The following is a 20,429-nucleotide window of genomic DNA, read 5'->3' as shown; positions in this document are numbered from 1 at the left end:
TGCAATATCGAAGCCAGATGGGGGCCGGGCCGCCGGGAAAATTGGCACGTCGCTTGCTGCTCTTTGGGCGGGAAGGACGGGGCACGCACGCCCGGCAGTGCGCTCCCAGGCGTGAGGGAAGGGCCATATGGCGAAGGCGACACTGACCATCAGCAGCAAGAACTACTCGTCCTGGTCGCTGCGCGGCTGGCTGCTGACGAAATTCTCCGGGCTCGATTTCGAGGAAATCGTCACCGCGCCGGACGATCCGTCGGCGCGCGCCGAAATCCTCTTGCTGTCGTCGTCGATCCTGGTGCCGTGCCTGCGGCACGACGGTGCGGTGGTCTGGGATACGCTGGCGATCGCCGAATACCTCAACGAGGCGATGCCGTCAGCCGGCCTGCTGCCTGATGACCGCGTGCAGCGCGCCCATTGCCGCTCGATCTGCGGCGAAATCCATTCCGGCTTCACCACCTTGCGCGCCTCGCTGCCCGTCAATCTGAAAGGACATTTTCCCGGCTTCAAGATCTGGTCGCGCGCGCAGGCCGACATCGACCGGGTCTGGTCGATCTGGCGCGACTGCCTAGAGAAATCCGGCGGCCCGTTCCTGTTCGGCGAGCGGCGCACCATGGCGGATGCGATGTACGCGCCCGTGGTGACGCGCTTCGTCACCTACGACGTCAAGCTCGAGCCGCAGCTGAAGGCCTACGCCGACACCATCTTGGCGATGGATGAGATGAAGGAATGGATCGCGGCGGCGAGGGAAGAGCCGGCCGAGATCGAGGAGCTCGAGGTCGAATATTAGGCAGGCCTTGCCTGGTCCTGCCTGTTTCGGGGGCGGGTGCCGGCCAGGGGGGGCCTTGCGCGCTATGCCCTTGTCGCGATTAACCTTTGGCGCCCGTGCCCGGCCTGGGCCATCCGCCGTGCTGCGCAGATATTGTACGCGCCGGTAGAGCCGCATCGACATCTAGCCGTGAACAGCTGCGTACGCGGCCGTTCGGCTGATTCGGACGTGATTCGTTCGGGCCGCGTTCCGAAGGTTAAGGCGGAGCGCGGCGCCGTTGCATTTTGGAACAGATGCAGGCGTCAGGCGGCCCCGCGCTGCCTCACGCGCGGCATGCGCCAGCCGATGACGGTCGCTTCCACCGCGATGCCGGCCTCGTGGTTCTGCCAGCGTCCATCGACATAACGGCAGGCGAACGGCAGCTGGTACGTTCCGCTGTGGTCCTCGCACAGCACCTCGAGCGCAAGCCCCGGCGGTGGTTCTCCGGCGCCGTCGAATTCCGCCAGTCGTCTATCGCGCGTTGCCATTCCAAAAATCTCCCCTAACCAAAGCCGCGGAACAGCGCCCACTTCTTCCGCGTGCGGATCATCGTTCCCCGTCCAAGGGAACGATGCAAGCTCAACGCGAGAATGCGGTACGAGTGTGGTAGCCTTGGGTGGCTGTGCGCAAACAGCGCACATTGCCGTGATCGGGCGAGGAACCTCTCATGCTGCTTCGAAACGCCGGCGTTTGTTTCGCAATATTGCTGCTCGCAACGCTGGCGAATGCGCAGGTGCACGCGCAGGACGTGCCCGGCATCGAGATCTGCACGGTCGAGAAGACCATGGAGCGGCGCACCAGCTGCCTGCAGAGCAATGTCGATTTCCTGCAGAAGACGATCACCAAGCTCACCCTCGATCATCAGCAGAAGCTGGATGCCGCGGGTCGCCAGATCGACGCGCTGAAGACGAACCTCGCCGGCCTGCAGAAGACGCTTCTCGATCTCCAGGCCGCCCAGGCGAAGACGGCCGAGGATCTGAAGAAGAAGCAGGACGCGCCGCCAGCGAAGGACGCTGCGAAATAAGCCTGCCGATCACGCCACGCGATAGCGCTCCATCACGCCCCGATCCGGCTCATAGCCGAGCCCGACGCCCGAGGGCACCGCGACATGGCCGGTGGCATCGCTGTCCGCTCGGCCGCCCCAGAGGCAGGCCTCGCGCTCGAGATAGAACATCTCGACCAGCCCGTCCTCGCGGGCCGCCAGGAGATGCAGCGTCGCGAGCAGGCCCGGACCGAAATACGGGGAGTGCGGAACGATCTTGACGCCGAGCCGGTCGGCGAGCGCCGCGATCTTCAGAAATTCCGTGATGCCGCCGACCTTGGTCACCGACGGCTGGGCGTGGCTCACCGCGCCCGCTTCCATCATCTGGCGGAATTGATATTCGGTGCAGGCATTCTCCCCGGCGGCAATCCCGAGCCCGCCTTTGCCGCGGACCTCCGCGAGCGCGGCGAAATCCTCGGGCGGCCAGACCGGCTCCTCCAGAAACATCGGCCGCGCATCGCGGCACGACGTCGCGAACGCGATCGCCTGCTCGGCCGTGAGCGGACAGTTCATGTCGACCATCAGCGGAATGGCCGGCCCGATCGCCTCGCGCGCGGCGAACACCGCGGGTGCCGTGGTCTCGTGCAGCTTGATCGCGCCATAGCCGAGTGCGAGCGCCTTCCGGCATTCGGCCGCGATGTTGTCGGGCGAGCCGATCCGCAGCAGGCTCGCATAAGCCGGAATGGCCGTGCGCCTGGTCTCGCCGAGCAGGCGATGCAGGGGCACGCCCTCGACCTTCGCCGCCAGATCCCACAGCGCGATGTCGAGCCCAGAGATCGCGAACATGGTGATGCCGTAGCGGCCGAACAGATGCAGATTGCGCTGGATCTGCTCCATCACGGCGGGGATGCCGGCCGCGTCGGGCACCTTCAGCCCGCGGGCCTGCGGCGCGATCATTTCCTCCACCGCGCTGCGCGTGGTGCGCGGGCAGACATAGGCGAAGGCGTCACCCCAACCGGTCAGCCCGGCATCGGTCATGACCTCGACCAGCACCATGTCGAGGGCGGTAATCGCGGACGCGCCCTGGCGAAAGCTCGCAACGCCGGCGTCATAGGGGATGCGGATATGGTGCGCCCGCACATCGGTGATTTCCATGACGCGGGTTCCTCTTTCTCGTGAGCGGTTTCGAAACAGTCTAGCCGCGAACGCCGGGGCGTTGCCAGCGGCCATTCCCGGACTATCCTTGCGCGCGGACAGCAATGCCGATCAAGCGAAGCCGGCGCTGACGTCCCATCATCGCCACGCTTCGAACGAGGGTTGAGCCGCATGAACCCAGCGCAGCGCGCGCTCTGGTATATCGAGAGCCACCTGGCCGAGCCGATGACGCTCGATGAGATCGCTGCGGTCTCGGGCGTATCGCGGTTCCACATCGTGCGCGCGTTTGCCGCAGCCACCGGACTTCCGGTGATGCGCTACGTCCGCGCGCGGCGGCTGACGGAGGCGGCGCGTCTTCTTGCGAACGGCGCGCCTGATATCCTCAGCGTCGCGCTGGAGGCCGATTACGGCTCGCACGAAGCTTTCACCCGCGCGTTCCGCGACCAATTCGGCACCACGCCCGAAGCGGTCAGGGCGGCGATGTGCGCCAATGATCTCAAGCTTCAGGAGCCGATCCTCATGGACTCCACCATGCTCGACCATCTCGCGCCGCCGCGTTTCGAGACCGCGCGGGCGCTGCTCGTCGCCGGTCCCGGTGAGCGCATTTCTTGCGACAACGGCGCCGTCATCCCCGGCCTGTGGCACCGCTTTCATCAGGAGGTCGCCGATATTCCCTCGAGGGTCGGACAGGTCGCCTACGGCGTCTGCTGCAACGGCGACGATTCCGGCAATTTCGACTACATCGCCGGCGTCGAGGTCGCCGAGTTCTCGGACCTGCCGCGACGCTTCGCCCGCATCCGCATCCCCGAGCAGCGCTATGCGGTGTTCACGCATACCGAGCATGTCGCCTCGATCCGCCGCACCGTCAACACGATCTGGAATCGATGGCTGCCCGCCTCGGGTTTGACGGCCGCGGACGCGCCGAGTTTCGAGCGCTACGACGAGGCGTTCGATCCCGCAACCGGCAATGGCGGCTTCGAGATCTGGCTGCCGGTGAAGCCGTAGGCTTCCGCAACGCTGGCATACCATCCCGCTTGCTTGGCAAGCCGGGGTGTCTTTGTCATAACCGCAGGCAAATCTTGCGTGTGGGGCCCGTGCCGGACATCCCGTGCAAGTCATAACAATCAGCCGGGAGGGGCCCCAATGTCCACTGCCACGTCCAACGTCCGCGTTCTCGCCACCGACCTCGAATTTCCCGAAGGGCCGGTCGTGATGCCTGATGGTTCGGTGGTGCTGGTGGAGATCCGCGGCCAGCGCCTGACCCGCATCTATCCCGACGGCCGCAAGGAGATCGTCGCGAAAATTCCGGGCGGGCCGAACGGCGCCGCGCTCGGCCCCGATGGCAAGATCTACATCTGCAACAATGGCGGCTTCTCCTGGATCCCGACCCGCAACATGATCATGCCGGGCCCTCAGCCCGACGATTATCTCGGCGGCTCGATCCAGCGCGTCGATTTGCAGACCGGCAAGGTCGAGACCGTCGTCACCAAATGCGGCGCGCACGATCTGCGCGGGCCGAACGATCTGGTGTTCGACAAGCAGGGCGGCCTGTGGTTCTCCGATCTCGGCAAGCGCCGCGCCCGCGAGATGGACGTCGGCGGCATGTACTACCTCAAGCCTGGGATGACCGAGCTCGTCGAGGTCGTGCACGGCATCTTGCCGGCGAACGGCATTGGGCTGTCGCCGGATGAGAATACCGTCTACATCGCGGAGACGCCGACCGGCCGGCTCTGGGCCTACGAGCTCTCCGCGCCCGGCACGCTGAAGCCGCGCGACGTGATCTATCGCGGCGAGCGCGGCAAGCCGATCTGCGGCCTCGGCGGCTACCAGATGTTCGACTCGCTCGCGGTGGAAGCAGGCGGCAATGTCTGCGTCGCCACCCTCGTTTCCGGCTGTATCTCGGTGATCGCGCCCGACGGCACGCTGGTCGAGCAGGTCCCGACCGGCGACCGCGTCACCACCAACATCGCCTTCGGCGGCCCCGAGCTGAAGACCGCCTACATCACGCTGTCGGGCAAGGGCGAACTGGTCGCCATGGACTGGCCGCGGGGCGGATTGCCGTTGAACTTTTTGAATAAGTGACGATGGCGTAGTACGCCATCGTCATCCCGGGGCGGCTCGGAGAGCCGAACCCGGGATCTCGAAATTGAGGGTCCGGTCCTGCGGACCGCCCGGAATGACATTCATGAGGAACGATACAATGCCCTGGCCCGATCCCGTCACCCTGCGTGGACAGCACGCCCGTCTCGAGCCGCTGTCACAGCAGCATCTCGACGGGCTGGTGACGGCCGTGAAGGATGGGGAGCTGTCAAAGCTCTGGTACACCGCGATCCCGCTGCCGGACAACATGGCCAAGGAGATCGACCGCCGCCTGGGGCTGCAGGCCGCGGGCTCGATGCTGCCGTTCACCGTGTTCGACGCTGGCGGCAACATCGTCGGCATGACCACCTACATGAACATCGATGCCGCCAACCGCCGCGTCGAGATCGGCTCGACCTGGTACGGCAAGAGCGCGCAGCGCGGCCCGCTCAACACCCAGTGCAAGCTCTTGCTGCTGCGCCACGCCTTCGAGACGCTGAACTGCATCGCGGTCGAATTCCGCACCCATTTCTTCAACCACCAGAGCCGCCGCGCCATCGAGCGCCTCGGCGCCAAGCAGGACGGCATTTTGCGCAGCCATCAGGTCGCGCCGAACGGCAGCTTGCGCGACACTGTGGTCTACAGCATCACCGCCGCCGAATGGCCGACGGTGCGGACCCATCTGGAATTTCAACTCAACGACAAGCCGCGCTAGGAGCGGCCGAGGCACCATGGACAGATTTGATTATGTGATCGTCGGCGCGGGCTCTGCGGGTTGCGTGCTCACCAGCCGGCTGAGCGAAGACCCCAGCACCAGCGTCTGCGTGCTCGAGGCGGGGCCAAGCGACTGGCATCCCTACATCCATCTGCCGGCGGGCTTCATCAAGACCTTCCACATGAAGAGCATCAACTGGGCCTACCAGCAGGAGCCGGGGCCCTGGACCGGCGGGCGCAGCATCTACGCGCCGCGTGGCAAGACGCTCGGCGGCTCGTCCTCGATCAACGGCCACATCTACAACCGCGGCCAGCGCATGGATTTCGACACCTGGGCGCAGATGGGCAATCGCGGCTGGGGCTATGCCGACGTGCTGCCTTACTTCAAGCGGCTGGAGAAGCGGGTCGGCGAGGGCGACAACAATTTTCGCGGGCGCGACGGCAAGCTCACCGTCACCACCATGGAGTGGCGCGATCCGCTCTGCGAAGCCTTCATGGAAGGCGCGGTCTCGCTCGGCATCCCGCGCAACCCCGACTACAACGGTGCGAAGCAGGAAGGCGTCTCCTACTGCCAGCGCACCATCGACAAGGGCCTGCGCGTCTCCGGCTCGACCGCCTTCCTCAAGCCCGCGATGAAGCGGCCGAACGTGCATGTGCACACCCATGCGCACGCGACCGAGATCATCTTCGAGGGCAAGCGCGCCGTCGGCGTGCGTTACACCAAGGGCGGCCGGGGCGGCACGCCGGTGGAGGTGCGCGCCAACAAGGAAGTGATCCTCTCCGGCGGCACCTATAATTCGCCGCAGCTCTTGCAGCTCTCCGGCATCGGCTCGCCCGGTCTGTTGCAGCAACACGGCATCGCCGTGCGTCACGCGCTGCCGGTCGGCGAAGGCCTGCAGGACCACTACGCGCCACGTACGGTGGCGCGCGTCAAGGACATCAAGACCATCAACGAGCTTCGCCGCGGCGTCTCGCTGTGGATCGAGGCGTTGAAATGGGCGACCGCGCGCCGCGGCCTGCTCTCGCTGTCGCCGACCATGGTGTATTGCTTCTGGCATTCCGGCGAGAGCGCCGACTCTTCCGACCTCCAGCTCACCTTCACGCCGGCAAGCTACAAGGAGGGCGTGCAGGGCCAGCTCGAAGACGAGCCCGGCATGACGGTCGCCTCCTGGCAGCAGCGCCCCGAGAGCCGCGGCTATGTCCGCATCCGCTCCTCCGACCCCTTCGCGCCGCCGATCATCCAGACCAACTATCTCGACGCCGAGCTCGACCGCCGCGTCATCGTCGGCGGCATGAAGCTCGCGCGGCGGCTTTTGAAGTCGGCGCCGCTCTCGCCCTATTACGCTTACGAGGATTTCCCCGGGCCGAACATCAACACCGACGACGAGTTTTTGGCGGCCGCCACCGAGCGCGGCACCACCACCTTCCACCCCGGCTGCACCTGCCGCATGGGCCCGGCGGATTCGACCTGGGCGGTGGTCGACGACCAGCTCCGCGTCCACGGCCTCGAAGGCCTCCGCGTCATCGACGCCTCGGTCATGCCGCGCATGATCTCGGCCAACCTCAACGCCTCCACCATGATGATTGCCGACCGCGCCTCCGACCTGATCCGCGGCAAGCAGCCGATGGAGGCCGCGCGCATCCCGGATGCGGCGGTGGCGTGAGGATCTGCGTAGGGTGGGTTAGCTAGCGGGCAGCGCGAAGCGCAGTCCGCTGGCGTAACCCACCACTTCTGCCGCTGCGGAAGCAAAAGAGGTGGGTTACGCTGACGCTAACCCACCCTACCAGATTTGCTGTGTCGCGGGCTGGTCAACCCCTTTCCGCAAAAATATTCCACTTTACCGAAATTCGGAATTGCGGCATACGTCGGCACAGCCCGGCCCGACGAAGAGGGGCGGTTCGCGAGTCGTTCGAAACGCGGGCCGGGTTGCGGTGGACGCGGCAGCGTCGTGCGCGAGAGGCGCGGGCAGGGCGGGTAGTCCCTGTGAGCCCGAGGCTTCGCGCGGACGAGCGGCGCCGAAGTCCGGCGAAGCCTCTTGGCGAAGCCGGATGAGCTGCGTACGGCAAAACCGTGTGGTCCTGGCCGTCGTTGCTACGGTCAAGCCTTTCGCGGAGATGTGCGCGAGCCCAACCGGGCAGACGGCATCATCCAATTCGCGGGGCGAGGGAGGCCAAAGGAAAGTTCGGCTCCCGGGAGAGCACGGCATAAGCCGTCCGACCATCGCGCAGGGAAGGCCGTGTGTTCGGCCGCACCTGTATGCCGCTGTGCAGTCCTTTTGCGCTATCTGCGCACAGCGGACCGCGGGTGCCAAGCCGGCACCCGGCCTTCCCTGCGCCCTCTTTCCTTGGGGGCGACGGAGAGAGCAAAGCTCGGGCGAAATGCGTCGCGAGGCTGCGAAGGTGTGTCTGCGATTCAAAATGCGAGTCGGAAGGACAACTGCTGCCTCATACTCCGTCATTGCGAGCGCAGCGAAGCAATCCAGACTGTCACCGCGGAGGGATTCCGGATTGCTTCGCTGCGCTCGCAATGACGGTGTGGAGAAAGCGGCGCACCGAACTCCACTCTCGTGCCCCGGACGCAGCGCAGCGTCTCTTGACGGTGCGCTGCAGAGCGGGGGCCCATGTCGCCGCATTGTACCGTGTCGTCTACTGTCCCGGCTCTGCGCAGCAGCGTTGCACGCTGCAGCGCGTCCGGGACACGGGAAGGTCACACTTCCCGTCGGCTCAAGAACGCCAGCCGCTCGAACAGATGCACGTCCTGCTCGTTCTTCAGCAGCGCGCCGTGCAGCGGCGGGATCAGTTTTCGCGGGTCGCGCTCGCGCAGCTGCTCGACGCTCATGTCCTCGTTGAGCAGCAGCTTGAGCCAGTCCAAAAGCTCCGACGTCGACGGCTTCTTCTTCAACCCGGGCACCTCGCGCACCTCGAAGAAGATGCGCAGCGCTTCCTCGACCAGGCGCTTCTTGATGCCGGGGAAGTGGACGTCGACGATGCGGCCCATCGTGTCGGCGTCGGGGAACTTGATGTAGTGGAAGAAGCAGCGGCGCAGGAACGCGTCGGGCAGCTCCTTCTCGTTGTTGGAGGTGATCATCATGATCGGGCGCTGCTTGGCCTTGATCGTCTCGCCGGTCTCGTAGACATGGAATTCCATGCGGTCGAGCTCGAGCAGCAAATCGTTCGGGAATTCGATGTCGGCCTTGTCGATCTCGTCGATCAAGAGCACCGGGCGCTGCTCGGCGGTGAAGGCGTCCCACAGCTTGCCGCGCTTGATGTAGTTCTTGATGTCGGACACCCTGCTATCACCGAGCTGGCTGTCGCGCAGGCGCGACACCGCGTCGTATTCGTAGAGGCCCTGCTGCGCCTTGGTGGTGGACTTGATGTGCCAGGTCAGCAGCGGCGCCTTCAGAGCCTTCGCGACTTCCTCGGCCAGCACCGTCTTGCCGGTGCCGGGCTCGCCCTTGATGAGGAGCGGGCGCTCGAGCACGATCGAGGCATTGACGGCGACCTTGAGATCGTCGGTCGCAACATAGTCCTTGGTGCCGGTAAATTTCATCGCGTGTCCTTGGGTCATCGTCGGCGAGAGGCGTCAAGCCCCGTCGCGACAAGCGAACGGCCGCTCGCGGCGGCCGTTCCTGGTTCGGTCAGGCTTTCAGACCCGTTTTATCAGCGAAAGGATGACGAGCACAATCACCGCGCCGATCGTGGCGTCCACGATGGCGCCGACCGTGCCCGTTGCCAGCTGGATGTGCAGCTGGGGCAACACCCAGCTTGCGACCAGCGCGCCGATGATGCCGACGACGATGTTGCCGATCAGTCCAAATCCCGCCCCGTGGACAATCTTGCCCGCAAGCCAGCCTGCGATCGCACCGATGATGAGTGCTGCGACAATTCCCATTGCAAACGTCCCCAAAACAACCCCGTGAGGGCCCCAATTCTAGAGCAAAAAGCTTCCCGGTCCAGCACCCCGGGGCGGTCTCCGCCCCTTGACGTTCGCCACCCGACGGGCAATCTGTCACCCATGTTCCTGCAATTCTTCACTTCTCTGCGCGACGCGCAGGTCCCCGTGACGCTGCGCGAATACCTCACGCTGATGGAGGCGCTCGACGCTGACCTGTCGGATTATTCGGTCGAGAATTTCTACTATCTGTCGCGCACCTCGCTGGTGAAGGACGAGCGCAACCTCGACAAGTTCGACCGCGTCTTCGGCACGGTGTTCAAGGGGCTGGAAAACCTGCTCGACGCCATGGAGAAGGCGGAGATCCCCGAGGAGTGGCTGAAGAAGCTCGCCGAAAAGTATCTCAGCGAGGAAGAGAAGAAGCAGATCGAGGCCATGGGCTGGGACAAGCTCATGGAGACCCTGAAGAAGCGCCTCGAGGAGCAGAAGGGCCGGCACCAGGGTGGCTCGAAGTGGATCGGCACCGCCGGCACCTCGCCGTTCGGCGCCCACGGCTACAACCCCGAGGGCGTCCGCATCGGCCAGGAGAAGAACCGCAACAACCGCGCCGTGAAGGTGTGGGACAAGCGCGAGTTCAAGGACCTCGACGGCAATGTCGAGCTCGGCATCCGCAACATCAAGGTGGCGCTGCGCCGCCTGCGCAAGTTCGCGCGCACCGGCGCGCCCGACGAGCTCGATCTCGACACCACCATCCGCGAGACCGCCAATCACGGCTATCTCGACGTCCACATGCGTCCCGAGCGGCGCAACGCGGTGAAGCTCCTGGTGTTCTTCGACATCGGCGGCTCCATGGACGCGCATATCGAGCAGGTCGAGGAGCTGTTCTCGGCGGCGAAGAGCGAGTTCAAGCACATGGAGTATTTCTACTTCCACAATTGCCTCTATGAAGGCGTGTGGAAGCAGAACAAGCGCCGCTTCACCGACCGCACGCCGACCTGGGACGTGCTGCACAAATACCCGCACGACTACAAGATCGTGTTCGTCGGCGACGCCTCGATGTCGCCTTACGAGATCATGGTGCCCGGCGGCTCGGTCGAGCACGTCAACGAGGAGCCGGGCTCGGTCTGGCTCGACCGCATCATCCGCACCTATCCGCATTCGGTGTGGCTGAACCCGGTCGCTCAGAAGCACTGGGACTATTCGGAATCCACCACCATCATCAAACGCATCTTCGCCAACCGGATGTATCCGATCACGATCGAAGGGCTGGAAGGTGCGATGAAGGAATTGACGCACTAGCTTCTCGTCATTCCGGGGCGCGCGTAGCGTGAACCCGGAATCCATCGGGCCGCAATGTTCGTCGATGAATGGATTCCGGGTTCGATGCTGCGCATCGCCCCGGAATGATGAAAGAAGAGAAGGGAAGACCCATGCCCCAAAACATCACCCGCGGCATCAAGGCGCTGATCGACGAGGCCAATGCCGAGATCGAGACGCTGAACGCCAAGGACGCCATCGAGATCTCCAAGAACGGCGACGTCGTCATCGTCGACATCCGCGACCCCCGGGAGATCGAGCGCGACGGCCGCATCCCCGGCGCCTTCGCCTGCACCCGCGGCATGCTGGAATTCTGGATCGATCCGCAGAGCCCGTATGCCAAGCCGGTCTTCCAGGAAGACAAGAAGTTCGTCTTCCACTGCGCCGGCGGCCTGCGCTCCGCGCTCGCCGCCAAGACTGCGCAGGATATGGGCCTCAAGCCCGTCGCCCACATCGCCGGCGGCTACGCCGCCTGGCGCGATGCCGGCGGCCCGACGGAAGCGTGGGAGCCGAAGAAGAAGGGGTGAGGGCCTCGCTCTCTCATCCGTCATTCCCCGCGCAGGCGGGGAATCCAGTACGCCGCGGCCTATCGATTCAATCAAACCCGTCCCGGAGTACTGGATCGCCCGGTCCTGGTGCGCAATTGCGCACTGGCCGGGCGATGACAGCGGAGTTTGATGCGCACCGCTTCAACTTCGCGCGCGCCGGAATGACAAGGAAAAGCCAATGACCGCCACCGACCCCCTCGTCTCCACCGAATGGCTCGCTGCCCATATCAACGACGCCAACGTCAAAGTGATCGACGCCAGCTTCAAGCTGCCGGGCGTGCTGCCGCTGCCCAAGGACGACTATCTCGCGGCGCACCTGCCGGGCGCTGCGTTCTTCGATGTCGACGCGGTGTCGGACCATTCCAACCCGCTGCCGCACATGTATCCGAGCGCCGAGCAGTTCGGCCGCGACATCGGCAATCTTGGCATCTCCAACGCCGACACCGTCGTGCTCTACGATGCCGGCGGCTGGGTCGCCGCGCCGCGCGCGTGGTGGATGTTCCTGGCCTTCGGCCATAGCAACGTGCGCATCCTCAATGGCGGCCTGAAGAAGTGGCGCGCCGAAGGGCGGGCGGTCGAGAGCGGCGAGGTGAAGCCGAAGCCCGCAAGCTTCAAGGCGAGCTATGATTCAAAGCGCGTGCGCAGCATGCAGCAGCTGATCGCCAATGTCGAAAGCCGTGCCGAGCAGGTGATCGACGCGCGCGCCGCCGACCGCTTCGAGGGCCGCGCCCCCGAGCCGCGGGCGGGCATCCGCTCCGGCCACATCCCCGGCGCCCGCAACGTGCCCTACAATCAGCTGTTCGATGCCGCGACCGGAACGATGAAGCCGCTCGAGGATCTCCGCGCTGCCTTCACCAATGCCGGCGTCAAGCTCGATGCGCCGATCGTGACGAGCTGCGGCTCCGGCGTCTCAGCCGGGGTGCTGACGCTCGCGCTCTATCGCCTTGGGATCAGCGACACCGCGCTCTATGACGGCTCGTGGTCGGAATGGGGCCAGGAGGGCGGCCCGGCCATCGCGACCGGGCCGGCGTGAGCGTCACGATGACGGTGCGCGCCCTCGCCCCGCGCTTGCGGGGAGAGGTGAAGAAAACACGTCACCGCGTGCGCGTGGTGGTCGTCGCGAAGGTCTGCTGGCCGAACGGATCGAGCTGCTGCTGCAACTGCTGAGGCGGCGGACGACGCACCACGCGATGCCGCTTCTTGGCCTTCGCCTTGCGCTTGGTCGCCTTGTCGTCGGCCTTGCTCTCAGTCTTGGCCTTCGCCGGCGCATCCTTCACGGCCGTCGTCGCCGGCTCGTTCAGAGCCGCCACCTTGGCCGAGGCGGCGTCGAGTGCAGAGGAGGCGAGAGCGGCACTGTCCGCTGGTGCCGGCTCGCCGGCGGTCGCGGCAGGCTTGGCCGCGGGGATCGACGCCGTGGTGTCGGCAGGGGTGAGCGTATCGGCGGGTGCCGGCGCTGCGGCCTCCGTCGTCGTCTCGGCCTTCGTTGTCTCGGCCTTGGCCGGTTCGGCGCCCGGGACGTCAGCCGGAGGTGCCGTGACCTGGGACTGAGCCTCGGTCTCGGTCGTCAGCACGGCGATCTGGTCGGGCTCGCTTTCGGGCAGTCCAATGGTCGGCACCTTGTCGCGCAGCGACGGCTCGGGCTCGGCCGTTGGCTCCGGCTCGGCGCGGAGGACCGCGAGCACCGGCTGGGCCGGCTCGGGGGCCTGCGCAAACACCTGCTCCTGCGGGCCGTTCCGCCAGGAGGGGTTGCTGACATACTGCTCATGGCTCGCCCGCAGCAGTGCGGCGGCGCCCAGGCCGAACACCAGGATGGAGGTTGAGAGCAGGATCGCGGCAAACAGGAAGCGAAAGCCGGGAAGCATCGAGGGATTGCGAATTTCCGCCCCGGCGGCGAAGAGGCCAGGGCCCATGAGCCATCTGAACGCGGTGACGGTACTGTTTGCCGCGTTCGCCACGCGGGGATCGGGAGCTCAAATGGGCGGCGAATCAGGCTGATTCGAACATACCGCAACGATTCCGACCCGTTCCGCAAAAAACGGGGCCGAAGACTCCGGCGATTGAGGCCATGAGTTGATTTCCGCCCCGTGATGCAACGGGGCAACGGTAGTCTTGCGGATCACAAATCGGCAGGTCCGGCGCAAATAAGCCTGATATGTCTTGAATGTGCCGCTATCTTCGGCCATCTGGCCGTTAACGGTCCTGATGGGCCCGGGGACTATACAAGAGCGATGATGATCAAACATTTTCTGACGATATGCGCTGCCGCAACAGTCGCTGCGGCGGGAACCTCGCTCGCGCAGGCTCAGAGCTATCCGGTTCAGCAGGCGCCCGGCTACGGCGCCCCGGCCGAGTATCGGCCCGGCGACCGCACGCCGAATTTCGACGCGCTGGAAGATGACGACGACGCGATGCCGCAGGCTTCGCTGCCGCCGCCGGGCCCGGCCGACGATCCGCGCTATGGCCGCCCCGTGGGCGCGCCTCCGGTCTACTCGGCCGCGCCACCGCAAGGGCCGGTGATGTCGCCGGATGATCCGCGTTATGGCCGCCCCGCTGGCGCTCCGGTCTATTCGGCCGCGCCGCCGCAGGGCCCCGTGATGTCGCCCGACGATCCCCGCTACGGCCGCCCCGCCGGTCCGCCGCCGGTGATCTATGCCAATCGTCCGGGCCAGCAGGGACAGGCTCCCGCCGGTGACGGCATGCGTCCGCCGGAGGCCGTTGGTGGTCCCGCCGCGACCGGAACGGTCCAGGCCGGGCAGCCGCCGGTCGGCGCTGACGGAAGGCCGATGACGATGGCCGCGCTGCCGCCTGAGGAGCAGCCCGATGCTGCGCCGGTGCAGCTGCCGCAGAACCTGCGCCGCCAGGAGGTCTCGTTCCAGACCAAGGAGCCCGCGGGCACCCTCGTGGTCGATACACCCAACACCTACCTCTATTACGTGCTCGGTGGCGGCCGTGCGATCCGCTACGGCGTCCGCGTCGGCCGCGACGGCTTCACCTGGACCGGCGTGCAGAAGATCACCCGCAAGGCCGAGTGGCCGGATTGGCATCCGCCGACCGAGATGATCGAGCGCCAGCCTTATCTGCCGCGCTTCATGGCCGGCGGTCCCGGCAATCCGCTCGGCGCCCGCGCGATGTATCTCGGCTCGACCGTCTACCGCATCCACGGCACCAACCAGCCCTCGACCATCGGCAAGTTCGTCTCGTCCGGCTGCATCGGCATGCTGAACGAGGACGTCTCCGACCTGTTCGACCGCGTCAAGGTCGGCACCCGCGTGGTGGTGATGCCCGGTGGTCCGCCGCCGGGAACGGCGACTGCATCCGCAGCGCCCGCGCCCGTTGCTGCCGGTCCGGCTCCGATGGCCGCCCAGGCCGGTCCGGTCCCAGGCACGCAGCCGACCGTGGTGCCGCCGCTGCCCGCGCCGGTCACCGTGCGCTAAGCGCCGCCAGGCAATTCAGATTGCGAAGGGCGTGCCATCGGCACGCCCTTCATCGTTTCAGGTCAGCTTGCGCGGCAGTTCGCGGCCCCCAGTGAAGGCGTCGATCGCCTCGACCATCTGGCCGTAATGGATGCGCAGTCCGTCCGCGGTGGCGTAGCCGAGATGCGGCGTCAGCACGAGGTTGTCGAGCTTGCGGAAGGGATGGTCGACCGGCAGCGGCTCGACCGCGAACACGTCGATGCCGGCGCCTGCGATCTTGCGCTGCTGCAAGGCCTCGAGCAGTGCCGCCTCATCGACAATCGGCCCGCGCGCGGTGTTGACGAGGAAGGCCGTCGGCTTCATCCGCGCGAGATCGTCGCGGCTCACCAGCCCGCGCGAGCGCTCGCTCAGCACCACATGGATGGTGACGATATCGGCCTTGGCGAACAGCTCCTCCTTGGTGGCGTAGCCGACGCCGGCCGCCGCGCATTTCTCCGGCGTCAGGTTCGGGCTCCAGGCGATCACGTTCATGCCGAACGCCTTGGCGATCCCGGCCATCCTGCTGCCGAGCTTGCCGAGCCCGACAATGCCGAGTGTCATGCCCTCGATCTCGACGCCGGCAAAGGTTTGCCAGGGCTCGCCGGCATGCATGCGCGCGTTCTCGCGGCCGATGCCGCGGGTCAGCTCCAGGATCAGGCCCATCGTCAGCGGTGCGGTGGGATCGCGCGAATATTGCGTGCCTGCGACGGTGACGCCGCGCGCCTTCGCGGCTTCCATGTCGATCGCGGCGTTGCGCATGCCTGACGTGAGCAGCAGCTTCAGCTTCGGCAAGCTCTCGAACAGGCTCTTCGGGAAGGCCGTGCGCTCGCGCATCGCGCAGATGATCTCGAAATCCGCCAGCGCGCTGGCCGCAGCCTGCTCGGAGGCGAAGGGATGGCTGAACACGGTGACGTCGAGGCGGTCGGACAGTTTCTGCCAGTCGGCGACGTCGAGCGCGAGATTGAAATAGTCGTCGAGAATTGCACAGCGCAGCCGGCTCATCAGCGTTCATCCAGGGCCAGAGTTGATGGCGAGAGGTGAGGGCGCTGGGCGCGCGCCACCGTCGGAACCGGGCCATGGTTGCGCGCAATCAGGACGGCGCGCAAGCCGCCTGCGTCTTCAAAAGTCCGATAGGAAGGAGGCGCTCAGAGGTCGCGGGGCTTCAGGCGGAACGGCGCATCCATGCCGTGCTTGGCGCGCCAGGCGGGACCGGGGCCGCGCATGTAGTGCAGTTCGGGCCGGTAGGGATTGAAGGCGGTGGCGAAGAAGCGTTTCCAGAATCCCTTGATCTCCGAGACGAAGCCGGAGACGTGGCCGGCTTCTGCCGGAACAGGAAGAGAATGGGTCTCGATCAGAGCCATGATGCGGCCTCGCTGTGCTCCCGATCGTTCTGAGCGGGTGGCGCTGTTTCCGCGCGAAACCGAGCTTTCGGCCTGATTTATTAAAAGATGGTTTCAATTGTCCGGATCGGTGACCGGATGGTGTCCGTCCCGTATTCATCCGTGGTGAACGGACGGAAAACATTGCCCTTTGGGGGCGGGATCGTTACATCGCAGGCTAAGCAAATTTCCTCAAATCGAAGGTTTTCGGGACCGATGGCGCGCCAGTTCATCTATTTCATGCAGGGCCTGACCAAGAGCTACCCGACCCGGAAGGTGCTCGATAACATCCATCTGTCGTTCTACCCGGACGCCAAGATCGGCGTGCTCGGCGTCAACGGCTCGGGCAAGTCGACGCTGCTCAAGATCATGGCTGGCCTCGACAAGGAGTATAACGGCGAGGCCTGGGTCGCGCAGGGCGCCCGCGTCGGCTATCTCGAGCAGGAGCCTCATCTCGATCCCGCACTCAGCGTGCGCGAGAACGTCATGCTGGGCGTCGCCAAGCAGAAGGCCATCCTCGATCGCTACAACGAGCTGGCGATGAACTACTCCGAGGAAACCGCCGACGAGATGACCAAGCTGCAGGACGAGATCGAGGCCCAGGGCCTCTGGGATCTCGACAGCAAGGTCGATCAGGCCATGGACGCGCTGCGCTGCCCGCCCGACGATGCCGACGTGACCAAGCTCTCGGGCGGCGAGCGCCGCCGCGTCGCGCTGTGCAAGCTGCTGCTCGACCAGCCCGAGCTGCTGCTGCTGGACGAGCCGACCAACCATCTCGACGCAGAATCCGTGTCCTGGCTGGAAGGCCACTTACGCAACTATCCCGGTGCGATCCTGATCGTGACCCATGACCGCTACTTCCTCGACAACGTCACGGGCTGGATTCTCGAGCTCGATCGCGGCAAGGGCATTCCCTACGAGGGCAACTACTCGTCCTGGCTGGTGCAGAAGCAGAAGCGGCTGGAGCAGGAGGGACGCGAGGACGCCGCGCACCAGAAGACGCTCGCGCGCGAGCAGGAATGGGTCGCCTCGTCACCGAAGGCACGTCAGGCCAAGTCCAAGGCGCGCTATCAGCGTTACGAGGATCTGCTCAAGCAGGCGAGCGAGAAGCAGACCCAGACCGCGCAGATCATCATTCCCGTCGCCGAGCGGCTCGGCGCCAACGTCGTCGACTTCGAAGGCCTCAGCAAAGGCTTCGGCGACCGTCTCCTGATCGACGATCTCACCTTCAAGCTGCCGCCCGGCGGCATCGTCGGCGTGATCGGCCCCAACGGCGCCGGCAAGACCACGCTGTTCAAGATGATCACCAAGCAGGAACAGCCCGACAAGGGCACCATCACGGTCGGCGAGACCGTGCATCTCGGTTATGTCGACCAGTCGCGCGACGCGCTCGACGGCAACAAGAACGTGTGGGAGGAGATTTCCGGCGGCAACGAGCTGATCCTGCTCGGCAAGAAGGAAGTCAATTCGCGCGGCTATTGCTCGGCGTTCAACTTCAAGGGCGCCGACCAGCAGAAGAAGGTCGGCGCGCTCTCCGGCGGTGAGCGCAACCGCGTCCATCTGGCAAAGATGCTGAAGTCCGGCGCCAACGTGCTGCTGCTCGACGAACCGACCAACGACCTCGACGTCGACACGCTGCGCGCGCTCGAAGAGGCGCTGGAAGATTTCGCCGGCTGCGCCGTCATCATCAGCCATGATCGCTGGTTCCTCGACCGTATCGCGACCCACATCCTGGCCTTCGAAGGCGAAAGCCATGTCGAATGGTTCGAAGGCAACTTCCAGGATTACGAGAAGGACAAGATGCGCCGGCTCGGCCAGGACAGCATCATTCCGCACCGCGTGAAGTACAAGAAGCTGACGCGGTGATGGCGGCATGATGCGGCGGGCGCTCATCGCTGCGGTGATCGTCGTCACCTGCGGCTGGACGTCCGCCCGCGCCGCCGACGCCGCCTTCACGCAGTTCATCGCCTCGCTGTGGCCGGAGGCGCAGGCCGCCGGCGTGTCGCGCGCGACGTTCGACGAGCAGACGCGCGGGCTCGAGCCTGATTACAAGCTGCCGGATCTGATCCTGCCGGGACGGCCCGCGCTAGGTGCGCCGTCGCAGGCCGAGTTCGTGCAGGTGCCGGCCGACTACGTCAAGGAAGCCTCGATCGCGCGGCTTGCCGGCGAGGGACAGCGGCTGCTGCAGAAATATCGCGCCTCGCTGAGCGAGATCGAGAACAAGTCCGGCGTGCCTGCGACCGTCATGCTGGCGATCTGGGGCCGCGAGACCGATTACGGCCGCTACACGCTGCCTTACGATCTCGTCCGCGTGCTGGCGACGCAGGCCTATGTCGGGCGCCGCAAGGATCAATACCGCAACGAGTTCATCCTCTCGCTGAAGATCCTCAGTGAGGGCGTGGTGACGCGCAAGGACATGCGCTCGTCCTGGGCCGGCGCCACCGGGCTGACGCAGTTCCTGCCGTCCGAATATTACAAGCATGGCGTCGATTTCGACGGCGACGGCCGCATCGACATCTGGCGTTCGGTGCCGGATGCGCTGGCCTCCGCCGCGCAGCAACTCGTCAACAAGGGCTGGCAGAGCGGCGTGCGTTGGGCCTACGAGGTGCAGGCGCCGGCCAAGGTCGATTGCACCACCGGCGTGCCCGAGGTGACGAAGCCGATCAGCCAGTGGCTGCGCGAAGGTTTTGTGCCGGTGCGTGGGCAGAAGCTGAGTGCTACCGAACAGGCGCAGCCGGCCTCGCTGTTGCAGCCGGAAGGCATCTATGGCCCGTCATTCCTGACCACGAAGAACTACTTCGTCATCAAGGAATACAATTTCTCCGACCTCTATGTGCTGTTCGTCGGTCATCTGGCCGACCGCATGACGAGCCCGCTTCCGTTCGCAACGCCATGGGCGGCCTCGAAGCAGATGCGCACCAGGGATGTCGAGACGATGCAGCGTGGGCTTACGCGCGCCGGGCTCTACAAGGACAAGATCGATGGCAAGGCCGGCATGCAGACGCGCGCCGCGCTCGGTGCCTATCAGAAGTCGGCGGGCCTCAAGGTCGATTGCTGGCCGAGCGAAGAGGTGCTGCGCTCGATCCAGGCGGCGCGATAGCGCGCGACCAAAGAAAAAGCCCGGCCGATGGTCTCGGCCGGGCTTCGATCGCGGCGCTCACGAGCGCCGGTGCGATCAGATCAGTAGCAGACGCGAACCGGACGAACGACCCAACCGTAACCGTCCCAATAACGCTGACGCTGCCAGTAGCAGGGCGGGGGCGGCGGGCCGGGCTCGGCCACGTAAACGGGGCCGCCATAGGCCGGGCGGCTCGACGCAATGGCGCCACCGACGATCGCGCCGCCGATCAGGCCGGCCGCGAGCCCAGCGCCGATACCGTCATGCGCCTTCGCGGACGGAGTGGCAGTCACCAGCGAACCGGCGACCGTCGCAACCGTGAGGGCGGCAACTAAAGTCTTCTTCATGCTCTTGGCTCTCCTGGGAGATGGGTTCCTCTTGTTAGAGGCGCCCGGGTTTCAAAGGTTCACGCACACGCTGATGGAATTGGCCGTGCAGCTAGGAAGCGCGCAATTGGTCAACCCACGGTAAACGCACACGGAGCTGTGACGAGAAAAAGCGGTCTTTTTCAGGCCCGGACATGAACGGCGCGCCCGTAGTGAACCGGTCAATCGAACTGGTCGCGATGGACCGCTTCGAGTCGCCTCAGCCGCAGACTCTGACGCGGCGGACGCGCCAGGCATAGCCGTCCCAGAAGCGCTGCTTCTGCCAGACGCAGCCGCCGCCGTAATAGTCGTCAGAGACATAGCCCGGACCCGGCGCATAGTAGCGGGGCGGGTAGTAACCGGGTTCGTAATAGCCGGGGCCGGGTCCGTAATAATACGGAGAAGCCAGCGCGCCCCCGACAATGGCACCGCCGATGATGCCGGCCGCCACGCCCGCCGCGACGCCACGCTGCGCATGGGCCGGTGTTCCGGCCGCAAGGGCCAGGCTGGCGACGGCAGCGACCGTCAGGAGCAACTTCTTCATTGGCTTGACCTTTCGTGCAGACACGCGGGAACTCATTTGGGGTCAGAGTTCCATACTTCGTTTGAATGATCAATGAACGGCC

At 65.6% G+C, this 20,429-nt stretch carries 21 protein-coding genes; 12 read left to right on the top strand and 9 right to left on the bottom strand.

Annotated features, from left to right (window positions below; genetic code table 11):
- The first annotated feature begins 127 nt into the window (after positions 1 to 127).
- Complete coding sequence (locus AABA86_RS00215) at positions 128 to 784, top strand: glutathione S-transferase family protein (protein WP_212246940.1); 657 nt, start codon at positions 128 to 130, stop codon at positions 782 to 784.
- Between the two features lie 281 nt (positions 785 to 1,065).
- On the opposite strand, the gene AABA86_RS00210 is transcribed toward AABA86_RS00215, so the two are convergent.
- Positions 1,066 to 1,290: a hypothetical protein gene (locus AABA86_RS00210; protein ID WP_338305351.1), complete on the bottom strand. Its 225-nt coding sequence runs from the start codon at positions 1,288 to 1,290 to the stop codon at positions 1,066 to 1,068.
- A 179-nt stretch (positions 1,291 to 1,469) separates the two neighbouring features.
- Here AABA86_RS00210 and AABA86_RS00205 point away from each other — a divergent pair, with 179 nt between their 5' ends.
- The gene (locus AABA86_RS00205; protein WP_338305350.1) at positions 1,470 to 1,826 is read left to right on the top strand and encodes a hypothetical protein; all 357 of its coding nucleotides are present in this window, start codon (positions 1,470 to 1,472) and stop codon (positions 1,824 to 1,826) included.
- Between the two features lie 9 nt (positions 1,827 to 1,835).
- On the opposite strand, the gene AABA86_RS00200 is transcribed toward AABA86_RS00205, so the two are convergent.
- On the bottom strand, positions 1,836 to 2,939 hold the full coding sequence (locus AABA86_RS00200; protein ID WP_338305349.1) for a mandelate racemase/muconate lactonizing enzyme family protein: 1,104 nt from the start codon (positions 2,937 to 2,939) through the stop codon (positions 1,836 to 1,838).
- A gap of 171 nt (positions 2,940 to 3,110) precedes the next feature.
- Here AABA86_RS00200 and AABA86_RS00195 point away from each other — a divergent pair, with 171 nt between their 5' ends.
- The 4 genes from AABA86_RS00195 (at position 3,111) to AABA86_RS00180 (ending at position 7,396) form a co-directional block, all read left to right on the top strand.
- Complete coding sequence (locus tag AABA86_RS00195; RefSeq protein WP_338305348.1) at positions 3,111 to 3,944, top strand: AraC family transcriptional regulator; 834 nt, start codon at positions 3,111 to 3,113, stop codon at positions 3,942 to 3,944.
- Positions 3,945 to 4,082: 138 nt separating this feature from the next.
- Positions 4,083 to 5,021 (top strand): SMP-30/gluconolactonase/LRE family protein, encoded by a 939-nt coding sequence (locus tag AABA86_RS00190; protein ID WP_212246954.1) that lies wholly within the window; start codon positions 4,083 to 4,085, stop codon positions 5,019 to 5,021.
- 118 nt (positions 5,022 to 5,139) lie between these two features.
- Positions 5,140 to 5,733: a GNAT family N-acetyltransferase gene (locus AABA86_RS00185; protein ID WP_212247569.1), complete on the top strand. Its 594-nt coding sequence runs from the start codon at positions 5,140 to 5,142 to the stop codon at positions 5,731 to 5,733.
- A gap of 16 nt (positions 5,734 to 5,749) precedes the next feature.
- Positions 5,750 to 7,396, top strand: a complete 1,647-nt coding sequence (locus tag AABA86_RS00180; protein WP_338305347.1) for a GMC family oxidoreductase — start codon at positions 5,750 to 5,752, stop codon at positions 7,394 to 7,396.
- Between the two features lie 1,043 nt (positions 7,397 to 8,439).
- Here the strand turns inward: AABA86_RS00180 and AABA86_RS00175 are convergent.
- Both AABA86_RS00175 and AABA86_RS00170 read right to left on the bottom strand, forming a co-directional pair.
- Positions 8,440 to 9,282: an AAA family ATPase gene (locus AABA86_RS00175; protein WP_095426129.1), complete on the bottom strand. Its 843-nt coding sequence runs from the start codon at positions 9,280 to 9,282 to the stop codon at positions 8,440 to 8,442.
- Positions 9,283 to 9,378: 96 nt separating this feature from the next.
- Entirely contained in the window at positions 9,379 to 9,624 is a 246-nt protein-coding gene (locus AABA86_RS00170) for a GlsB/YeaQ/YmgE family stress response membrane protein (RefSeq protein ID WP_018318587.1), read from the bottom strand.
- Between the two features lie 123 nt (positions 9,625 to 9,747).
- Here AABA86_RS00170 and AABA86_RS00165 point away from each other — a divergent pair, with 123 nt between their 5' ends.
- The 3 genes from AABA86_RS00165 to sseA all read left to right on the top strand — a co-directional run bounded on the left by AABA86_RS00165 (position 9,748) and on the right by sseA (position 12,522).
- Entirely contained in the window at positions 9,748 to 10,923 is a 1,176-nt protein-coding gene (locus AABA86_RS00165) for a vWA domain-containing protein (RefSeq protein ID WP_212246957.1), read from the top strand.
- Positions 10,924 to 11,054: 131 nt separating this feature from the next.
- Positions 11,055 to 11,468, top strand: coding sequence for a rhodanese-like domain-containing protein (locus tag AABA86_RS00160; RefSeq protein ID WP_028145610.1), 414 nt, complete (start codon positions 11,055 to 11,057; stop codon positions 11,466 to 11,468).
- 199 nt (positions 11,469 to 11,667) lie between these two features.
- Positions 11,668 to 12,522: a 3-mercaptopyruvate sulfurtransferase gene (gene sseA / locus AABA86_RS00155; RefSeq protein WP_212246959.1), complete on the top strand. Its 855-nt coding sequence runs from the start codon at positions 11,668 to 11,670 to the stop codon at positions 12,520 to 12,522.
- 61 nt (positions 12,523 to 12,583) lie between these two features.
- Here sseA and AABA86_RS00150 read toward each other — a convergent pair whose 3' ends face one another.
- On the bottom strand, positions 12,584 to 13,399 hold the full coding sequence (locus tag AABA86_RS00150) for a hypothetical protein (RefSeq protein WP_212246962.1): 816 nt from the start codon (positions 13,397 to 13,399) through the stop codon (positions 12,584 to 12,586).
- A 321-nt stretch (positions 13,400 to 13,720) separates the two neighbouring features.
- Here AABA86_RS00150 and AABA86_RS00145 point away from each other — a divergent pair, with 321 nt between their 5' ends.
- A complete protein-coding gene (locus AABA86_RS00145) occupies positions 13,721 to 14,923 on the top strand; it encodes a L,D-transpeptidase family protein (protein ID WP_212246963.1) in 1,203 nt (400 codons plus the stop codon).
- A gap of 57 nt (positions 14,924 to 14,980) precedes the next feature.
- Here AABA86_RS00145 and AABA86_RS00140 read toward each other — a convergent pair whose 3' ends face one another.
- Both AABA86_RS00140 and AABA86_RS00135 read right to left on the bottom strand, forming a co-directional pair.
- Positions 14,981 to 15,943 (bottom strand): D-2-hydroxyacid dehydrogenase family protein, encoded by a 963-nt coding sequence (locus AABA86_RS00140; protein WP_212246964.1) that lies wholly within the window; start codon positions 15,941 to 15,943, stop codon positions 14,981 to 14,983.
- A gap of 143 nt (positions 15,944 to 16,086) precedes the next feature.
- Positions 16,087 to 16,302 (bottom strand): hypothetical protein, encoded by a 216-nt coding sequence (locus AABA86_RS00135; protein WP_028145605.1) that lies wholly within the window; start codon positions 16,300 to 16,302, stop codon positions 16,087 to 16,089.
- Between the two features lie 234 nt (positions 16,303 to 16,536).
- On the opposite strand from AABA86_RS00135, the gene ettA reads away from it, so the two are divergent.
- Both ettA and AABA86_RS00125 read left to right on the top strand, forming a co-directional pair.
- A complete protein-coding gene (gene ettA, locus AABA86_RS00130; RefSeq protein WP_212246965.1) occupies positions 16,537 to 18,186 on the top strand; it encodes an energy-dependent translational throttle protein EttA in 1,650 nt (549 codons plus the stop codon).
- A 7-nt stretch (positions 18,187 to 18,193) separates the two neighbouring features.
- On the top strand, positions 18,194 to 19,420 hold the full coding sequence (locus AABA86_RS00125) for a lytic murein transglycosylase (RefSeq protein WP_338305346.1): 1,227 nt from the start codon (positions 18,194 to 18,196) through the stop codon (positions 19,418 to 19,420).
- Between the two features lie 80 nt (positions 19,421 to 19,500).
- On the opposite strand, the gene AABA86_RS00120 is transcribed toward AABA86_RS00125, so the two are convergent.
- Together AABA86_RS00120 and AABA86_RS00115 are read right to left on the bottom strand one after the other, a co-directional pair.
- Positions 19,501 to 19,785 (bottom strand): hypothetical protein, encoded by a 285-nt coding sequence (locus AABA86_RS00120; protein ID WP_091966137.1) that lies wholly within the window; start codon positions 19,783 to 19,785, stop codon positions 19,501 to 19,503.
- Between the two features lie 238 nt (positions 19,786 to 20,023).
- Positions 20,024 to 20,347: a hypothetical protein gene (locus AABA86_RS00115; protein ID WP_212246967.1), complete on the bottom strand. Its 324-nt coding sequence runs from the start codon at positions 20,345 to 20,347 to the stop codon at positions 20,024 to 20,026.
- Positions 20,348 to 20,429 lie beyond the last annotated feature (82 nt).

It is taken from the genome of Bradyrhizobium sp. TM233, assembly GCF_036247965.1.
Lineage (GTDB): Bacteria > Pseudomonadota > Alphaproteobacteria > Rhizobiales > Xanthobacteraceae > Bradyrhizobium > Bradyrhizobium ottawaense.
This window is presented reverse-complemented; position numbering and strand designations above follow the sequence as displayed.

Coding starts and splice junctions, on each gene's coding strand:
- AABA86_RS00215 (WP_212246940.1), top strand. CDS start 128: ATGGCGAAGGCGACACTGACCATCAGCAGCAAGAACTACTCGTCCTGG.
- AABA86_RS00210 (WP_338305351.1), bottom strand. CDS start 1,290: ATGGCAACGCGCGATAGACGACTGGCGGAATTCGACGGCGCCGGAGAA.
- AABA86_RS00205 (WP_338305350.1), top strand. CDS start 1,470: ATGCTGCTTCGAAACGCCGGCGTTTGTTTCGCAATATTGCTGCTCGCA.
- AABA86_RS00200 (WP_338305349.1), bottom strand. CDS start 2,939: ATGGAAATCACCGATGTGCGGGCGCACCATATCCGCATCCCCTATGAC.
- AABA86_RS00195 (WP_338305348.1), top strand. CDS start 3,111: ATGAACCCAGCGCAGCGCGCGCTCTGGTATATCGAGAGCCACCTGGCC.
- AABA86_RS00190 (WP_212246954.1), top strand. CDS start 4,083: ATGTCCACTGCCACGTCCAACGTCCGCGTTCTCGCCACCGACCTCGAA.
- AABA86_RS00185 (WP_212247569.1), top strand. CDS start 5,140: ATGCCCTGGCCCGATCCCGTCACCCTGCGTGGACAGCACGCCCGTCTC.
- AABA86_RS00180 (WP_338305347.1), top strand. CDS start 5,750: ATGGACAGATTTGATTATGTGATCGTCGGCGCGGGCTCTGCGGGTTGC.
- AABA86_RS00175 (WP_095426129.1), bottom strand. CDS start 9,282: ATGAAATTTACCGGCACCAAGGACTATGTTGCGACCGACGATCTCAAG.
- AABA86_RS00170 (WP_018318587.1), bottom strand. CDS start 9,624: ATGGGAATTGTCGCAGCACTCATCATCGGTGCGATCGCAGGCTGGCTT.
- AABA86_RS00165 (WP_212246957.1), top strand. CDS start 9,748: ATGTTCCTGCAATTCTTCACTTCTCTGCGCGACGCGCAGGTCCCCGTG.
- AABA86_RS00160 (WP_028145610.1), top strand. CDS start 11,055: ATGCCCCAAAACATCACCCGCGGCATCAAGGCGCTGATCGACGAGGCC.
- sseA (WP_212246959.1), top strand. CDS start 11,668: ATGACCGCCACCGACCCCCTCGTCTCCACCGAATGGCTCGCTGCCCAT.
- AABA86_RS00150 (WP_212246962.1), bottom strand. CDS start 13,399: ATGGGCCCTGGCCTCTTCGCCGCCGGGGCGGAAATTCGCAATCCCTCG.
- AABA86_RS00145 (WP_212246963.1), top strand. CDS start 13,721: ATGATCAAACATTTTCTGACGATATGCGCTGCCGCAACAGTCGCTGCG.
- AABA86_RS00140 (WP_212246964.1), bottom strand. CDS start 15,943: ATGAGCCGGCTGCGCTGTGCAATTCTCGACGACTATTTCAATCTCGCG.
- AABA86_RS00135 (WP_028145605.1), bottom strand. CDS start 16,302: ATGGCTCTGATCGAGACCCATTCTCTTCCTGTTCCGGCAGAAGCCGGC.
- ettA (WP_212246965.1), top strand. CDS start 16,537: ATGGCGCGCCAGTTCATCTATTTCATGCAGGGCCTGACCAAGAGCTAC.
- AABA86_RS00125 (WP_338305346.1), top strand. CDS start 18,194: ATGATGCGGCGGGCGCTCATCGCTGCGGTGATCGTCGTCACCTGCGGC.
- AABA86_RS00120 (WP_091966137.1), bottom strand. CDS start 19,785: ATGAAGAAGACTTTAGTTGCCGCCCTCACGGTTGCGACGGTCGCCGGT.
- AABA86_RS00115 (WP_212246967.1), bottom strand. CDS start 20,347: ATGAAGAAGTTGCTCCTGACGGTCGCTGCCGTCGCCAGCCTGGCCCTT.